The sequence below is a fragment of the Anaerofustis butyriciformans genome (genome assembly GCF_036289385.1).
GTDB classification, from domain to species: domain Bacteria; phylum Bacillota; class Clostridia; order Eubacteriales; family Anaerofustaceae; genus Anaerofustis; species Anaerofustis butyriciformans.
The window spans coordinates 105,144-123,117 of record NZ_JAYFFH010000001.1; the positions used below are offsets into that span (position 1 = coordinate 105,144).

At 30.8% G+C, this 17,974-nt stretch carries 13 protein-coding genes; 5 read left to right on the forward strand and 8 right to left on the reverse strand.

From position 1 onward, the window contains the following. Positions 1–6 precede the first annotated feature (6 nt). The 4 genes from V2W16_RS00565 to pheT are packed head-to-tail and all read left to right on the forward strand — an operon-like array spanning position 7 to position 6,471. Positions 7–1,842, forward strand: coding sequence for a substrate-binding domain-containing protein (locus V2W16_RS00565; protein WP_329379821.1), 1,836 nt, complete (start codon positions 7–9; stop codon positions 1,840–1,842). A gap of 16 nt (positions 1,843–1,858) precedes the next feature. After that, positions 1,859–3,034 (forward strand): NAD(P)-dependent malic enzyme, encoded by a 1,176-nt coding sequence (locus tag V2W16_RS00570; RefSeq protein WP_329379824.1) that lies wholly within the window; start codon positions 1,859–1,861, stop codon positions 3,032–3,034. A gap of 20 nt (positions 3,035–3,054) precedes the next feature. After that, entirely contained in the window at positions 3,055–4,074 is a 1,020-nt protein-coding gene (gene pheS / locus V2W16_RS00575; RefSeq protein WP_329379828.1) for a phenylalanine--tRNA ligase subunit alpha, read from the forward strand. Positions 4,075–4,086: 12 nt separating this feature from the next. Further along, a complete protein-coding gene (gene pheT / locus V2W16_RS00580) occupies positions 4,087–6,471 on the forward strand; it encodes a phenylalanine--tRNA ligase subunit beta (RefSeq protein ID WP_138269315.1) in 2,385 nt (794 codons plus the stop codon). A gap of 24 nt (positions 6,472–6,495) precedes the next feature. Here pheT and V2W16_RS00585 read toward each other — a convergent pair whose 3' ends face one another. The 5 genes from V2W16_RS00585 to V2W16_RS00605 form a co-directional block, all read right to left on the reverse strand. Next, positions 6,496–7,230, reverse strand: a complete 735-nt coding sequence (locus V2W16_RS00585; protein WP_329379832.1) for a hypothetical protein — start codon at positions 7,228–7,230, stop codon at positions 6,496–6,498. Positions 7,231–7,329: 99 nt separating this feature from the next. Continuing rightward, complete coding sequence (locus tag V2W16_RS00590; protein ID WP_329379835.1) at positions 7,330–9,708, reverse strand: glucosaminidase domain-containing protein; 2,379 nt, start codon at positions 9,706–9,708, stop codon at positions 7,330–7,332. A gap of 119 nt (positions 9,709–9,827) precedes the next feature. Next, positions 9,828–10,940, reverse strand: a complete 1,113-nt coding sequence (locus tag V2W16_RS00595; RefSeq protein WP_138269043.1) for a 5-methyltetrahydropteroyltriglutamate--homocysteine S-methyltransferase — start codon at positions 10,938–10,940, stop codon at positions 9,828–9,830. A 158-nt stretch (positions 10,941–11,098) separates the two neighbouring features. Continuing rightward, positions 11,099–13,168 (reverse strand): glucosaminidase domain-containing protein, encoded by a 2,070-nt coding sequence (locus V2W16_RS00600; RefSeq protein ID WP_329379840.1) that lies wholly within the window; start codon positions 13,166–13,168, stop codon positions 11,099–11,101. A gap of 141 nt (positions 13,169–13,309) precedes the next feature. Beyond that, positions 13,310–13,792 (reverse strand): hypothetical protein, encoded by a 483-nt coding sequence (locus V2W16_RS00605; protein ID WP_329379842.1) that lies wholly within the window; start codon positions 13,790–13,792, stop codon positions 13,310–13,312. A 132-nt stretch (positions 13,793–13,924) separates the two neighbouring features. On the opposite strand from V2W16_RS00605, the gene V2W16_RS00610 reads away from it, so the two are divergent. Then, positions 13,925–14,656 (forward strand): TrmH family RNA methyltransferase, encoded by a 732-nt coding sequence (locus V2W16_RS00610; RefSeq protein ID WP_329379845.1) that lies wholly within the window; start codon positions 13,925–13,927, stop codon positions 14,654–14,656. 25 nt (positions 14,657–14,681) lie between these two features. Here the strand turns inward: V2W16_RS00610 and clpX are convergent, their stop codons facing one another. From clpX to tig, 3 genes are read right to left on the reverse strand one after another with little or no spacing between them, the layout of a single operon-like run. Beyond that, positions 14,682–15,935 carry an ATP-dependent protease ATP-binding subunit ClpX gene (gene clpX, locus V2W16_RS00615; RefSeq protein WP_329379848.1) on the reverse strand — a complete coding sequence of 418 codons (1,254 nt, stop codon included), beginning with the start codon at positions 15,933–15,935 and terminating at the stop codon, positions 14,682–14,684. A gap of 18 nt (positions 15,936–15,953) precedes the next feature. Next, positions 15,954–16,535, reverse strand: coding sequence for an ATP-dependent Clp endopeptidase proteolytic subunit ClpP (clpP, locus tag V2W16_RS00620; RefSeq protein ID WP_138269046.1), 582 nt, complete (start codon positions 16,533–16,535; stop codon positions 15,954–15,956). 24 nt (positions 16,536–16,559) lie between these two features. Next, positions 16,560–17,879 (reverse strand): trigger factor, encoded by a 1,320-nt coding sequence (gene tig, locus V2W16_RS00625; protein WP_329379854.1) that lies wholly within the window; start codon positions 17,877–17,879, stop codon positions 16,560–16,562. Positions 17,880–17,974: the final 95 nt, after the last annotated feature.

A 17,974-nucleotide genomic window follows, 5' to 3' on the forward strand; every position in this document is an offset into this window, starting at 1 on the left:
ATAAGTATGGATTGTTATAAAGATATTTCTTTTGAACAGATGAAAGAGGTTTTCCTTGGGTTATTAAAAGAAACAAAGCATCTTCAAAGTGAGTATGTAGATGTATATGATTCTTTTAACAGAGTTTTATTTGATAATGTTTATGCAAAGGAAGATGTGCCAAGTTATTCTTATTCTTTATATGACGGTGTAGCGGTAAACATAAAAGATATAGAAAAGAAAGAAAACCTATATAAAATAAGCGAATACAAAAAAGTAAACAAAGGTGATTTTGTTGATGATAAATATAATATTGTAATAGATAAGCACGACATTATATATAAAGGAAATCTTATTTATGTAAATTATATGCCTAACCTTTTTTATGGTATAAAGTTTAAAGGTCAGGAAAGACAAAAGGGCAGTTATTTATATGCAAAAGACACTCTTTTAGACAGTGAAAAAATAGGGGTTCTTTTGGAAGCTAGAGTTGATAAGGTAAGTGTTTATAAAAAACTTAAAATAGGATTTGTGCTTACTTTAAATGAAGAAAAGTACAAACATGAAAAAAGAAAACACAATCCTGAAACCATCTTTATGGTTTTAAAAAATAAAATACAAAACGAAAGAGTACAAATAAATTTATATCCTCATGAAAGAGAAGACAAAAGAGATTTTGAAAAGAGGGTAAAGGAAGCTTCTTTAAAAAATGATTTGGTTATTGTAATCGGAAGAACCGGAGAAGGAAGCAATGACCATACTTATGAAGTTATAGATAAACTGGGAAGTGTATATATAAAAGGAATGAATACAATACCCGCTACTAACTTTATGTATGGAAAAGTTTTGGGATGTGATGTGTTTGCTTTCCCTGGAGATATATTCTCAAACATATTCCTTTATAATATGTTTATAAAAAAATACATATCTTTGCTTACAAGGGTAGGAGAAGAAAAAGAAAATACCATTATGGCAAAGCTTATGGAAGATGTGGATTCAAGTTTTTATTATAAAGAATTTGTATATGTAAATTTATTTAACAATTCCGACGGTTTTAAAGCTCTTCCTCTTCAAGTAAAAAATGCTTCAATGTATGACTTTTTTGGTGCAGACGGATATTTTGTGATAAACGAAAATGTAAAAAACATCAAAAAAGGAGAGGACATAAAGGTTCATTTATTTAAGCCTTTAAAGGATACGGATAATAACGTGTTGTTTGTGGGAAGAAAGAATTTAATAAATTCTAAAATAATAGAATATTCTTCTTTTGACAAAATGAATATAATTCAAAGTTCAAATGTAAATGAATTAAAGGGCAGTATTACATCAAATGAATATGTGCTTGGAGAATTTGAAGGAAAAAGCGAGCATTTTAAAGATGAGCTTATAAAAGGAAAAGTTATAATTCAAGGTGTAAGGGAAAGATATGGTTTTGCCATAAACAAAAAATACCTTGAAATAACCGATGTTGAAGATTTGGCTAAAAAGAATATAGTTTTTGGAAATCTTCCGAGAAATGATTTTTCTAGAAAAATACTTGAAACCTTACTTAAAAACAAAAAAATAAACTATAAGGATATAAAGGGTTTTGAGGATAATATATATAAAAATGAAACGGTATTGTTGTCAGCTTTGTTATCAGACAGGTTTGATGTGTGCTTTATAAGTGAGACAGCTGCAAAAAATAATAAAATAAAATTTGTTCCAATAATAACAAAAGAAAATGATTTTGTGATAAATACCGTGGATGAAGAATTAGTCAAAAGAATAGCTTTTGTATTTTCAAATCCGACTTTGAAAGAAGAGCTTGGGGAAGATTATAATACAGAAAATTTTGGCAGTATATTAAGAAAAAAGAAATAACGGAAGAAGGAAAATTATGGATGTAAAAGAAAAATCTCTTAAACTTCATGAACAGTTAAACGGAAAACTTGAAGTTATAAGCAAAAAAGAAGTAAAAACAAACGAAGATTTATCACTTTTATATACACCGGGCGTTGCTCAGCCTTGTGTAAAGATACATGAAAATGAAGATGACGTATATAAATATACGGTTAAGAAAAATCTTGTAGGTGTCGTAAGTGACGGAACAGCGGTTTTAGGGCTTGGTGATATAGGTGCTAAAGCAGCAATTCCCGTAATGGAGGGAAAGGCCATCTTATTTAAAGAGTTTGGCGGTGTTGATGCTTTCCCTATTTGTGTGGATTCAAAAGATGTTGATGAAATAGTAAAAACCGTAAAACTTATTTCTCCTGTTTTTGGGGGAATTAACCTTGAAGATATATCAGCTCCAAGATGTGTTGAAATAGAAAACAGATTAAAAGAAGAACTTGATATTCCTGTATTTCATGATGACCAACACGGAACAGCTATTGTAGTTGGAGCAGGAATAACAAATGCTTTAAAAATAGTAAAAAAAGATATTGATAAAATAAAAATTGTTGTAAACGGAGACGGTTCGGCGGGATATGCCATAACAAAAATGCTTATAAATTTAGGTGCAAAAAATGTTGTGGTATGCGGTATTAACGGTGCTTTAAAAGAAGGCAGAGATGACAATTATGTTCAAAGAGAACTTTTAAAAATAACAAATCCAAATAAAGACGAGGGACTTTTAAAAGACGTTATAAAGAATGCAGATGTCTTTATAGGCGTTTCAAAGGGAAATCTTGTTGATGAAGAAATGGTAAGAAGCATGAATGAAGATGCAATTATTTTTGCCATGGCAAATCCTGTGCCTGAAATTATGCCTGACGTGGCAAAAAAAGGCGGAGCAAGAGTTGTTGGAACGGGAAGAAGCGATTTTGAAAATCAAGTAAATAACGTTCTTGCATTCCCTGGAATATTTAAAGGTGCTCTTAGTGCATATGCAACAAAGATTACAGAAGGTATGAAAGTTGAAGCTACATATGCCATTGCAAACTTTATAAAAGAAGATGAGTTAAACGAACATAATATACTTCCTAGCGCACTTGATAAAAATGTTGCTGATGCAGTTGCAAAAGCGGTATACGATCAAGCAATCAAAGAGGGAGTAGTTAAAAATATCAAATAAAAACTATTGTGGAGGATAAAGTGAAAGATCAGTTACTAAATATACAAAAAGAAGCAAAAGAAAAAATACAAAATCTTCATTCATTGGAAGATTTAGAAAAATTCAGAATTGAATTTATGGGTAAAAAAGGTAAGCTTACATCAATCCTTAGAGGAATGGGTGGGCTTAGCAAAGAAGAAAGACCTATAATAGGTAAACTTGCAAACGAAGTAAGAGAAGCCATAGAATCAGAGCTTGGAAAAATGAAAACAAGCATTGAAGAAAAAATCTTACTTGAAAAACTTGAAAAAGATAAAATAGATATTACTCTTCCTGGTAAGGAAGTAGAAGTAGGACATCATCATCCTCTATATAATATCATAGGAGAACTTGAAGAAATCTTTGCATCTCTTGGTTTTTCTGTTGCGGAAGGTCCTGAAATAGAACTTGTAAGATATAACTTTGATAACTTAAACGTTCCTCTTGATCATTCATCAAGAGATAAAAGCGATACTTTCTATATAAATGATGATATTTGCCTTAGAACACAAACTTCACCTGTTCAAATTAGAGCAATGAAAGCAAAAGATGTTCCAATCAAGGTTATTGCTCCCGGAAAAGTTTATAGAACAGATGAAATTGATGCGACACATTCACCTTTATTCCACCAAATAGAAGGTTTAATTGTAGATAAAGGAATTACAATGGCAGACCTTAAAGGAACACTTGAATATGTTGTAAAAAGACTTTACGGCGAAGAAACAAAAACAAGATTCAGACCACATCAATTTTACTTTACGGAACCAAGTGCCGAAATGGACGCAACTTGCATAGCTTGTCACGGAAAGGGATGTAATGTTTGCAAAGGTTCAGGATTTATTGAAATTTTAGGCTGCGGAATGGTTCATCCAAACGTACTAAAAGCCTGTGGAATAGACCCTGATGTATATACCGGTTTTGCTTTCGGAATGGGACTTGACAGAATGACTATGCTTAAATACGGTATTAAAGATTTAAGATTATTATTTGCAAACGATACTGAGTTATTAACTCAATTTTAAGGAGGACTTGGAATGTTATTACCTATAAACTGGTTAAAAGAATATGTAAATGTAGATAAAGATATAAATGAATTTGCCGAAATGATGACTGTAAGCGGTTCTATGGTTGAAACCGTAACTTATCTTGGAGAAGGAATTGAAGGTGTTATAACAGCGAAAATTAAAGATATTAAACCACATGAAGATGCGGAAAAATTAGTTATATGCACAATGTTTGACGGAAGCGAAGAATATCAAGTTGTTACAGGGGCTAAAAATGTAAAAGTCGGAGATATTGTTCCTTATGCAAAAGTTGGTGCAAAACTTCCAAATGGAATGACTCTTAAAAAAGCAAAATTAAGAGGAGTTGAATCTTACGGTATGCTTTGTTCAGGTGCTGAACTTGGCATGAGTTCAAGCATTGTTCCAAAACATTTGGAAGATGGGATTTATATTTTCTCTGAAGACGTACCTTTAGGAGAAGATGCAAAAAAAGTATTGGGTCTTGATGAATATGTAATTGATTTTGAACTTACAAATAACAGACAAGATTGTAACAGTATTTTAGGTATGGCTTATGAAGCAGGTGCAACACTTGGTAAAAAATTTGTTATGCCTGATTTTAAAATCGAAGATAAAGCTAATGATATTAATGATAAATTAAGCGTTGAAGTAAAAAATACAGACTTATGTAAAAGATACTGTGCAAGAATGCTTAAAGTAAAAAAAGTTGAACAATCACCACTTTGGATGCAACAAAGATTAATGGCTTGTGGTATTAGACCTATATCAAATATTGTTGACGTTTCTAACTATGTTATGTTAGAACTTGGTCAACCACTTCATATGTTTGATTATGATAAATTAGAAGGACATAAAATCATTGTTGACACTGCAAAAAATGGTGAAAAAATGGTTACTCTTGACAACATAGAAAGAGATCTTGATGATAAAATGCTACTTATCAATGATGCAAAAAAAGGTGTTTGTGTAGCAGGGGTTATGGGTGCTTTAAACTCAGTTGTAGATGATGATACAAAAAATATCGTAATAGAATCTGCAAACTTCAACAAAAACTCAATAAGAAGAACATCAAGAGTATTTGGACTTAGAAGTGAAGCTTCAGCACATTATGAAAAGGGAATTAATCCTTTGATTACAAGATATGCAATAGACAGAGCAGCATCATTACTTGTTGAAATCGGTGCTTGTGAACTTGTAGAAGGCTTAATTGATGAAAACTTCTATGAAAAAGAACCTGTAAAAATGGATATTGATTCAAAAGATGTTAACAGAATTTTAGGAAGCGATATTTCAGTAGAAGAACAAGCAAGACTTCTTGATTTACTAAACTTTGAACCAAAAGTAAACGGGGATATAATAAGCATTACAGCTCCTATTTTAAGAGATGACATAAACATAAAAGAAGATGTTGTTGAAGAAATCGCAAGAATGTATGGATACAACAATATTCCAAGTACACTTATGGAAACATCAAATTATATAAGTGAAAAAAATGTTTATTACAGTGATAAAAACAAAATTAAGGAAGCATTAATTGCAATAGGAGGACTTGAAACTCTTACTTATACATTTACATCAAAAGAAAAACTTGATGAACTTGGATTTGAAGATAAAGATATTAGAAGCAAATATGTAAAAGTAATAAATCCTCTTGGGGAAGATACAGGATACATGAGAACTTCTATGATGATTAGCATGCTTGAGTCATTATCATTTAACTACAGCAGAAAGAATAAAGAAAGAGTTTTATTTGAAATAGGTAATGTATTCTTTGATGCTAAATATGATGAATTAGGACTACCTCTACAAGAAGAAAAACTTGTTATTGGTAAATACAATACAGATTATTTTGAAATTAAAGGAATTGTTGAATATATTTTCAACAAATTTAGAATTAAAAACGTTAAATTCACAAAAGCAGAAGAAAAGATGCTTCACCCTACAAGAAGCGCTTACATTTCAGTAAATGATAAAGTAATCGGTTATGTAGGAAACGTTCATCCTCTTTTACTTAAGAAATACAACTTAAAAGAAGATGTTGTTGTTGCTGAAATTGACGTAAAAACAATCACAGAAAATTACGACAAAGAAATCGAATTTAAACAACTTGCAAAATTCCCATCTCTTCAAAGAGATATTGCAGTTGTAGTTGATGAAGATATTTATGCAGGTGAAATCCTTGATGAAATTAAGAAAGCAGGCGGAGAATATCTTGTATCAAGTGAAGTATTTGACGTATTTACAGGAAAACAAGTAGGCGAAGGTAAAAAATCCGTAGCTGTGAGCCTTGAATTTAGAGCTGAAGACAGAACATTAACAGATGAAGAAATAGACGTAAGATTTGATAATATTGTAAAAGCTCTATCAGAAACATTAAATGCAAAATTAAGATAAAAAAAGCACTTTAAAAGTGCTTTTTTATTTTTCTTTTAAGATGAAACCTTTTGGAGCTTTTTTAGTTGTTTCTTTTGAGTAAATGTTTAGATATATTTTTTTATATTCTTTATTGTCTTTTGTATATGTAATAAATTCGTCTATTAAGTAGTCACTTGATTCTATTTCAAAACTTCCTGTTCTTTTATAATAAAGTTCCATATTAGAATCGGTTTTAAGTCTGTCTAAATAATCATATGCTTCATTTATTCCTTTACATGGAATAGGGGAATTTACATTTAAACCAAAATTTTCATCTTCTTGATTATAATTTTCATAATCTCCGCCATTCATGGATTCTTCTAAAATTTCAGGTATTGCACTTATAATCTTTAAATCTTTGTTTGTATCAATAAAAAAAGTGTTATCCATTGTATTTAATATACAATAATTAACTACCATTTCCATTTGTATTTCTTTGTTTTCAAAATATGATGAATATTTTTCCTTAATAAATATTTTTAAATCAGCATATTCATAGTTTAAATTTTCTTTCAACTCATATATATCAGCATAAATATTTAATAAATTAAAGTATTCTTTTTCATCCAAATTAAAAAGACTTAAATTTAAGAGTTTTCCTATTGAAACTATTATTTTGTCGGCTTGTTTTTCTCCTATTTTAAAAATTTTATGGCTATTTTCCATAATAGATAAACATTTTGATATTTTTTCTTTATGTTTTTTTTGACCATCATATAAGTCTATTAGTGTTCCCATACTTTTTTCCTTTTTGGTAGTATATTATAAGATACTAATATTATACACGATTTATAGTAGGATATAAAGAAGCAATTTAAAAATTGCTTCTTTATAGATTTATTTAAGTGTAATTGTTTTTGGATAAGTATAAGTATAATCTCCATGGGTGAATTTAACTTTGTATTTTCCTTTTGGAAGAAGTTTTTTGTTATTCTTATCATAATTTCCGTATCCTTTAAAAGTTACGGAGTTTTTTGTATTTGCCTTTTTGTAGTAAAATACTTGTTTAAAAACCAGCCTGTTTTTACTGTCGTAGATTCTTACCATGCTTGTTCCAGGTCTGTTTGGAGTCATATATAATGTTGTTGAATACTTTCTTTTTATTGATGTTTTTGTTATTCCCGTAGAAAGCTTGGTAGCTTTTGAGTAAACCTTAATGGTATAATCTTTTGTTTTTGTGCTTTTTCCTGAAACAGATAATATGACTCTAATAGTATAATTAGTTCCTTTTGAACTTCTATTTACATAGCTTCCGGTCTTATATCCTGCTTTGTTATCCTTTGTTGCTTTTCCGTCCCAGTAAATTTTTTCTGTTGTTGTTCCTGTTTTTGATTTTGTTAAACTTTTCTTTGCAACAAGCTGTTTTTTTGAATTATAAACTTGAAGTTCTACTTTTGCGTTTTTTATATTTGAATATGCACTTATATCAACTCTTAAGTTATTTGCATATCCCGGAGTAAAACCGTAGCTTAAGGCAGGGTATATCTTAATTGAGGATATTGATATTTTAGGTGTTGTGGTATTATCTTGAGTTATGCTTGTTTTTCCTTTTCTTACAATATCAACATCGCTTTTTTTGATGTATCCAACTGAAGAAGTATAGTCATATAAATTTTCATAGTGAACAGAAGAGTTTACAACTCCCATGTCATTTTGTATTTTATAATAATCACCTTTTTCTCCGATTATAACAACAGGCATTCCAGTAGGTGTACTGGAGTTTTTGTTTGCCATTTTATAGTAAGTTTTGCTGCTACTATCTGCATTTTGATATACGTTTGTGGTTTTGTTGGTTATGGCTATTGTGTATTTTTCATAGTCTTTGCTTCCCATGTTTTTATCTTGAAGATATACGTTACCGCCTATTTTTTCACCATGATATGGGTCTGAGGCATACTTTACGTTTACTCCAATCTTTTTATTGCCGGGAGAAGTTCCATAATATCTAAAGTCAGAGTTTGCGTCAAAATATGCTCTGCTTAAGTGTCTGTAAGCATGTTCTTCTATACACTTTGCGGGGCTTGAAAAGCTATAAGCATTATCGGGATTTTCATCATATGCGGCAATTCCAAAAAGGTTATTTTTTGTTTGTGCGTAAGAGCTTGTTCCGTATCCGCTTTCAAGGTTTGCAAAGCCTAGTTCCATAAGAGCATTTATACCGTATTTATTTTGAACGTTTATTAAGGTTTCACCCATATTTTTAAGTTTTGAATTTGTAGGGTAGGTGTTTATTCTTTTATTTATTTCTGCTGCTGTGTAGCTTGTTTTAGTTCTATATGAAAGATATGTAAAGTAAGGATAATGTGTTCCTGCTTTACTTGATGAAGTAAGGTATTTTGAAGTATAAAAGTTTACTCCGTCCATGCTAAAATACTTAGTGCCGCTTTTCATAAAAGAAGGTGCTTTATCTACAACAAAACTTTGCAGCATAGATTTTTCGCTGTTTTCATATCTTTGTGAATTTACTGCGTCACTTAATACCGATACATAGTGACATAAATCTGAGTTTGAATTTACGCTGTAATAACCCATATTGTATTTTTTTGTATTAGATGAACCTGATACATACAAATCTTCAAATAAGATTTCCGGAACAAATGTAAGATTATCTGAAGATGTATAATTTGTTATTCCGCTTATTCCTATTTTGCATTTTGAAGATGTGTAATTTCCATTATTTTCCGCACCTAAATAAAATACTTCTTGGTTGTTTGTGATATATGGATTGCTTGAGCCGTAAGCATTATCAAGAACGAGCATAGCCGATGGGGCAGAAATATAAGCTCTTCCTGTTTTCATGTCTATTACTTCTTCATCTTCATTTAAAATAACAAGTCCTTTAGCTTTTTTTATGTATTCGCTTGTATTTATATTTATATATTCGTTATAAGTATTATCCATATAATTTTTTGCATTTGTAAAAGTATCAAAGGTTTTTAATTTTTCAAATTTTACAATACTGTTGTATTCATCACTCTGTTTATTCTTTGCAGGGTATGCATATGCAACATAAAAACTATTTGATATTTCTTTTGTTCTTTTTGCATTAGAGTTTAAATACTCTTTTGGTATTTTGTCTGTTTTGTAATATTGTTCATTTTGTGCTTCGTTTTTTACGAAATCGGGTATTTCAATATTATATAAATCCTGTGCTTCTACGTTTAAACTTGGAATCATTAACAAGATAATAAGTAATATAGCTATTCTTTTTTTCATTATGTATAACTCCTTTTATATTTGTAAATTGAATTATACATAAAAAAGTTTTGATTACAACATAAAGATAAAATTGGCAAAATTGGAAAAAAATAAAAAAATCCTCATTTGAGGATTTTTTAAGCATCTTTCCAAACTTCTGTTGCTATTTCTTTTACAAGTTGTAATTTTTTAAATTGGTCTTCTTCTGTTATGTTATTTCCGTCTTCTGTTGAAGAGAAACCACACTGTGGACTTAAACATAATCTTTCAAGAGGAATGTATTTGCTTGCTTCTTTTATTCTTTCTTTTATTACTTCTTTATCTTCCAAAGTTCCTTCTTTACTTGTAATAAGACCAAGTACAAGTTTACCTTCTTTTAATTTCTTTATTGGTTCAAAAGAGCCTGCTCTGTCTGTATCGTATTCAAGGAAAAATCCGTCAAATGGAGCTTTAAATATATAATCTTCAACGAAAGAATAATCTCCTTCATATAACCAGCTGCTTTTGAAGTTTCCTCTACAACAATGTGTAGTTATTGTCATATCGTCAGGTCTATTTTTAAGAGAGTTTACCGTGATTTCTGCGAAGTCTTTTACTAAATTTTTTGTATCTATTCCTTTTTCTTCCAAAGCTTTTCTTTGTCCTTCGCTAAATAATGCACCCCAAGCAGTATCATCAAATTGAAGATATCTGCATCCTGCGTCATAATATGCTTGTATTGCATCTTGATATACTTTTGCTATATCTTCTTTTAATTTTTCAATAGATGTATAATTTGTGTCTTTTTTAAATAAATCAGAATTTACAACTCCGGAATAATAAATCATGTTAGGTCCCGGAATTGTTGTTTTTGCAACAGCATCATCCCCGCATAATTCTTTTAAATATTTAAAGTCATAAAGGAATGGGTGGTCTTTTGGGAAAGAAATTGTATCTTTAACATAGTAAGATTTTAATTTGTTCATTGTTCCTTGAAATTTACCTTGCATATCTAAAACGTAAGTCTTTATGCCATTTAAGTGAGCGATAAAATCATAATGCCAGTATTCTCTGTTAAATTCTCCGTCTGTAATTGCTTTTAAGCCGATTTCTTTTTGTTTTTCAACAATTTTTTTTATTTCTTCTCTTTCGATTTTTTTATAATCTTCAAAAGAAATACTTTCATTTTCTAAATTTTTCTTTGCTTCTTTAAGTGTATTTGTTCTAAGTAGGCTTCCTACTTGGTCATATCTGAATGGTCCTTTTGTCATTTTTAATACCTCCGAGTTAATATGTTATTTATTATACTCCTATTTTTTTTGTTTGTATAATATATAAATTTATGGATTTGATATAGTTTAAAGTTATATCAAATATAATATTGTCTTGTATTATGTATATAAAAAATAGGATAAGAATATTTCTTATCCTATTTTAAAGTAAGTTTTTTAGGGTATGTATATGTGTAATCATAATGAATGAATTTAACGGTATATTTATCCTTAGCAAGGAGTTTATTTTTAAAGCTTCCGTAATTTCCATATCCTTTAAATGTTACGGCGCATCTTGTGTTTTCCTTTTTAGTTGTAAATTTATAGGATGCAACAAGTTGGTTTTTAGAATTATATATTTTTATATAACTGTTACCTGTAACGTTTGGATACATGGATAATACCGTTGAATTTTTTCTTACTATTGATGTTTTTGAAATATCCGTTTTAAGTTTTATTGTTTTCATATCAACGGATAGTTTTGTAGGGTATGTATATGTATAGTCGCCATGGGTAAATTTAACTGTATAAGTTCCTTTAGCAAGAGTTTTACCGTTATATTTACTGTAATTACCAACTCCTGTAAATGTTGTATATAAATATGTGTTGGCCTTTTTATTTGTAAAAGTATAAGAGTATACAAGTTCGTTTTTAGAATTATATATTCTTATAAGGCTTGTTCCCGGTCTGTTTGGAGTCATTGATAATGTGGCTTTGCTTTTATACTTTAATGTAGTTTTGCTTACATCAGTTAAAAGTTTTGTTGCTTTTGAATACAGTTTTGTTTGATACGAGTTTGAAGATACGCTTTTCCCGTTTGCTGTAAGGGTAAGTTTTATATTATAAGTTGTACCACTTGAGCTGGTACTTACATAACTTCCTGTTTTATATCCTACTGTATTTTTCTTTGTAGTTTTTCCGTCCCATGTGAAAGTTACGGAGGTTTGAGATGTAGAGTTTATGGTTTTTGTTTGTCTTGCAACAAGTTTATTGTTTTTGTCGTATACGTTAAATGTAAGAGTTGCTCCTTTTACGTTTGAGGTAGCTTTTGTTGTTACTTTAAACTCGTTTTTATATCCCGGAGTGAAACCGTAACTTAAAGAAGGGGAGAAACTTGGTGTTGTAAGAGAAAGTTTTACCGTTGATGTTGAACTTCCCGTATCTGATAAAGTTTTCCCTTGTCTTACTATTTTTACGTATTTTTTAGGAATATATCCCACTGATTTTGTATAGTCATATTCATATGAATATGTACAGATATTTCCTATAACTCCCATTTCAGTTTGAACTTTATAGAAATCTCCGCTTGAGCCTATTATTACAAGAGGAATTCCCGTAGGTTCTGAAAGTGATTTTGTGGCAAGTTTGTAAAATGCTTTTGAGCTTGTTGAAGGGTTTTGGTATACATAGCATGTACTTGTGGAAATACCTATTGTATATTTTTCATAGTCCTTTGAGCCCAGTAGTTTATTCTGCTGATAAGCTATTCCGCCGATTTTTTCACCATGATATGGGTCTGATGCGTATTTTACATTTACTCCTATTTTTTTATTTCCTGGAGAAGTTCCATAATATCTGAAGTCAGAATCCGCATCAAAATAGCCTCTGCTTAAATGTCTGTATGCGTGTTCTTCGATACATTTTGCAACACTTGAGAAAGAGTAAGCATTGTCTGGATTTGAGTCGTAAGCTGCTATACCGAAAAGATTGTTTCTGTTTATAGCATACCAGCTTGTTCCGTAAGCACTTTCAAGATTTGCAAATGAAAGTTCAAGCAAAGCATTTATTCCATATTTGTTTTGTGCATTTATTAAAGCACTTCCTTGGTTTCTAAGTTTTGAAGATGATGAATAGTTGCTTATTCTGTTGTTTAACTCACTAGCAGTATAGCTTGTTTTACTTCTGTAAGGAAGGTATGTATAGTATGGATAGTATGTTCCTGCTTTTGAACTTGAAGTAAGATAAGCATCTGTATAGAAGTTCACTCCGTCCATACTATAATAATTTGTTCCTTTTTTCATAAAAGAAGGAGCTTTATCCACAACGAAGCTAGAAAGGGAAGTTTGTTCTCCGCTTTCAAAATAATTTGTTCTGCTTGGATTTGTAAGAGTTGATATTGTATGAACCAAATCTCCGCTTGAGTTTACGCTGTAATATCCGTATGAATATTTTTTAGTTGAACTTGAAGCAGATTTATATACTCCTGATATTATGCTTCTTGGTACCAATGTAAGATTTGCGGAAGAAGTATAATTTGTTATACCGCTTATTCCTATTTTACATTTTGACTGTGTTGATGATAAATAAGAAGAAGAGTAGTAATATACTTCATGGTTATTTGAAACATAAGGTTTGCTTCCCGCATAATTTTAATCCATTGTTAAAGTCGCTGAAGAAGTGCTTATATAGGCTCTTCCTGTTTTCATTGCTATTATTTTGTTTGAATTATTCATTATGCACATACCATAAGCTTTTGTTGTGTCACTATTTATATATGAGTTATAATATTCATTCATTTTGTTTAAGGCATCGTTAAAGTCAGAATAACTTTTAAGCTCTTTAAAAGTTACTTTTGAAGCGTATTTATCAGAGCTGTTTGCTTTTGATGCATAAACATATCCCACTTTGAAATATGTTGTTGCTCTCGCTTTTACTCCTTCGTCTTCATTTGTACTTTGAGTAAATTCTTCAGGTGGTGTACTGCCTTTATAATCTTTTTCATTCAAAGCTTCGTTTTGTACAAATTCAGGGATTTCTTCTGTTTGAATATCTTCATTTGCAAAAACAAATGCATTTGAAATAATTAAAAATAATATTATTAAAAATGGAATTAATTTCTTTTTCAGTTTCATTATGTCCTCTAAAATTTTGCGTATTACACAAGATTATACAGTATCATACATTTTATTACAACAAAAAAATACATTTACTTTTAATAAAATAAAAAGTATAATTAAATAATCAAATAATAAAAGAGGATAAAAATGATAACATCTAAAACAAATAAATTAATTAAACTTATAAAAAGTTTAGAAAAGAAAAAATATAGAGATAAGAACAATATGTATATTCTTGAAGGAAGGAAGTTTGTTCTTGATGCAATAAACGGGGGAGGGAATATTAAATATATCATTGCAACCCCTGATTATGTGAAAGACTATAAAGATGCAATAGAAGTAAGCGAGGAAGTTTTTGATTATATTTCAACCACCAAAACACCTCAAGGGGTTCTTGCAGTTTTAGAAATAGAGTATAAAACGTTAGATGATATAAAGGAAAGTGCTAATATATTATACCTTGATAATCTGCAAGACAGCGAAAATGTCGGAGGGCTTATAAGAAGCAGTGTTTGTGCTGATTTTGACGGTGTTATAATAACAAAAACAACCGCTTCTCCTTTTTCTGCAAAGGCAGTAAGAGCCAGTGCAGGAAGTATTTTAAATACAAAAATAATTAAAGATGAAGATTATGTTGTTTTAAATGAATTAAAAGAAAAAGGGTTTGAGATTATCGCTTCTACTTTAAAGGGAAGTGAGAAGAATGATTTTAATAGTAAAAAGAATGTGCTTATTGTAGGGAACGAAGGAAACGGAATAAGTGATGAATGTCTTACATATGCAACTAAAGAAGTAAAGATTCCAATGAGCGGAAAGTGCGAATCTTTAAATGCAAACGTAAGCGGTGCAATACTTATGTATAAAATTTATGGATATTAAAAAAAGACCGAATAATCGGTCTTTTTTATTGTGCTTTTTTATCGAAAGCTTCTTTAACCATTTCTTTAGTAATGGTAATATCTTTCACATCTTCATTGTTTGGAGCTTCGTACATAACATCAAGCATAATATCTTCAAGTATGCTTCTAAGTCCTCTTGCTCCTGTTTCTCTTTTAACTGTTTCGCTGGCAATTAAATCTATTGCATCTTTATCAAAATGAAGATTTACATCATCAAGACTTAATAAGTATTTATATTGTTTGATTAAAGCATTTTTAGGTTTTGTTAGGATATTTATAAGTGCTTCTTCATCAAGTTTTTTAAGAGATGCACTTATAGGAAGTCTTCCTACAAGTTCAGGAATCAAACCGTATTTTACAAAGTCTTGAGGTTGTGCCATGCTTAAAAGTTCATCAGATGATTTATCTTTGCTTCCTTCTATATCATTTCCAAAGCCCATTGAGTGGGTACCGAGTCTTTTTTTGATTACTTCGTCAAGTCCGTCAAAAGCTCCGCCGCAGATAAACAAGATATCTTTTGTATCAATTTGAATGAAATCTTGATGAGGATGTTTTCTTCCTCCTTGAGGAGGTACGTTTGCAACAGTTCCTTCAAGTATTTTAAGAAGTGCTTGTTGAACACCTTCACCGCTTACATCTCTTGTTATTGATGTGTTTTCGCTTTTTCTTGCGATTTTGTCGATTTCATCTATATATATTATACCTTTTTGAGCAAGTTCAATATTATAATCTGCTGCTTGGATAAGTCTAAGTAAGATGTTTTCAACGTCTTCTCCAACGTATCCTGCTTCTGTAAGTGCTGTTGCATCAGCTATTGCAAAAGGAACTTTAAGTATTTTTGCAAGGGTAGATGCAAGAAGAGTTTTACCGCTTCCGGTAGGTCCTGTAAGCAAGATATTGCTTTTTTGAAGTTCAACCTCGTTATCTTCTTTTTGTTTATCAGTAACGTTTATTCTCTTATAGTGATTATAAACTGCAACCGCTAAAGTTTTCTTTGCTTCGTCTTGTCCGATAACATAATCATCAAGTAATTCTTTTATTCTTTTTGGTTTTTCAACTTCATTTAGATTTGGAGTTAGAGTATCTGTAAATTCTTCATCGTCATATAATGTTTCGTTGAACATTTCGCTGCATAAAGCGATACATTCATTACAGATGAAAACTCCAGGTCCGGCTACTAAACTTTTAACTTCAGATTGACTTTTACCGCAAAACGAACAATGGTTTTGGTTTTCGTAATTGTTATTTTCGTCACTCATTATAATAGCCCTCCTTTATTATCTTTTTTCAAAGACCTTATCTATTAAGCCGTATTCCATAGCTTCTTTTGCACTCATAAAGTTATCTCTGTCGGTATCTTTTTCGATTGTTTTTAATGTTTTTCCTGTTTGTTTGCTAAGTATTTTGTTTATGTCTTCTTTAATTTTCAAAAGTCTTCTTGCATGGATTTCAACATCGCTGCTTTGACCTTGGAAACCGCCAAGAGGCTGATGAATCATAACTTCGCTGTTTGGAAGGGCAATTCTTTTTCCCTTTGTTCCGCAAGCAAGCAAGAATGCACCCATTGATGCTGCCATACCGATACATATTGTAGATACATCGCATTTGATGTAATTCATTGTATCATATATAGCCATACCGGCAGTTACACTTCCTCCCGGAGAGTTGATGTAAAGTTGAATGTCTTTTGAGCTGTCTTGAGCTTCCAAAAATAACATTTCTGCAACAACAAGGTTTGCAACCTCGTCGTTTATTTCTCCGGTTAAAAATATAATTCTGTCTTTAAGTAATCTTGAGTAGATATCATAAGAGCGTTCTGCTCTACCTTCATTTTCCACTACCATTGGAATTAATGGCATAAAAAGTACCTCCGTATTGTAGAATTATTTTGCTTCTTCTTCTTTTACCTTGGCATTTTCAATTAGGAAATCAAATAATTTTCTTTGTTTGATGAAGTTGTTGATATAATCTTTTGTTGTATCATCCATTGTTTTTTTGAAGTCTTCAACTTTTTGATTATAAGCTTTTGCAAAGTTTGCGATTTCTTCTTCAACTTCTTCATCTGTTGCTTCAAAGTTTTCAACTTCCATAAGTTTTGTAAGTACCAATTCTTGTTTTACGTCATGTTCAGCTTGTTCTTCGAATAATTTCATGAAATCATCTTCGTTTTTGCCGCCGTTTTGACTTTTCATTACATCATAGTATGTTTTAGGGTCAATTCCGCTTTGCATGATTTGTTGTTCAAATTGAGCTTTTACGTCTTCTGCTTTTCTTTCGATCATGCATTTTGGAATATCAATTTCAGTGTTGTTGCAAACTTCTTCAACGATTGTGTTGATAGCTGCTCCTCTTAAATTGTTTTCTCTTTGTTGTTTGATTGTTGCTTTTAAGTCTTCTTTGTATTCATCAAGAGTATCGAATTCGCTTACGTCAGCTGCGAAATCATCATCAAGTTCAGGAAGTTCTTTTGCTTTTACTTCATGGATTTTTACTTTGAATACACTGTCTTTTCCTGCTAAATCAGGAGCATGGTATTCTTCAGGGAATTTTACGTTAACATCAACTTCTTCACCAGCTTTTTTACCGATAAGTTGATCTTCAAATCCAGGAATGAAAGAGTTGCTTCCAAGAACTAATGGATAGTTTTCGCCTTTTCCTCCTTCAAAAGCTTCATCTCCTACGAAACCTTCAAAGTCGATAACAACTGTATCTCCTTCTTTACTTTCTGTGTCTTCAACGCTTACTAATCTTGCGTTTTGTTCTCTTACTCTGTTAAGTTCGTCTTCAACGTCTTTTTCTGTTACTTCGTATTCGATAGGGTATATTTCGATACCTTTGTATTCGCCAAGTTCAAATTCAGGTTCTAATTCAACTTCAATAGTAAATGTAGCACCTTCTTCTTTGCTTATGCTGTCTAATTTTGTCATTGAAGGCATATTTACTGGTTTTAAATCATGTTCTTTGATAGCTTGTTCGTATTCAGCTGGGAAAGCTTCGTCTAAAGCATCTTCAAAGAATATTCCTTCACCGAATTTTCTTTCAATAATTTGTCTTGGGGCTTTTCCTTTTCTAAAACCGTCAATGCTGAATTTACCTTTGTTTTTTTTGTATGCAGCATCGATAGCTTTGTTAAAATCTTCTGCGGAAACAGTAATTGTAATTGTTGCCACATTGTTTTCTTTTTTATCTAATATTGAACTCATTTATAATTTTACCTCCTAAGTCCCATCTAATCAAAATAGTATTATATCATAAATGACGAGAAATTCAAGGTTTACGAGAGTTTTGTTTGTAATAT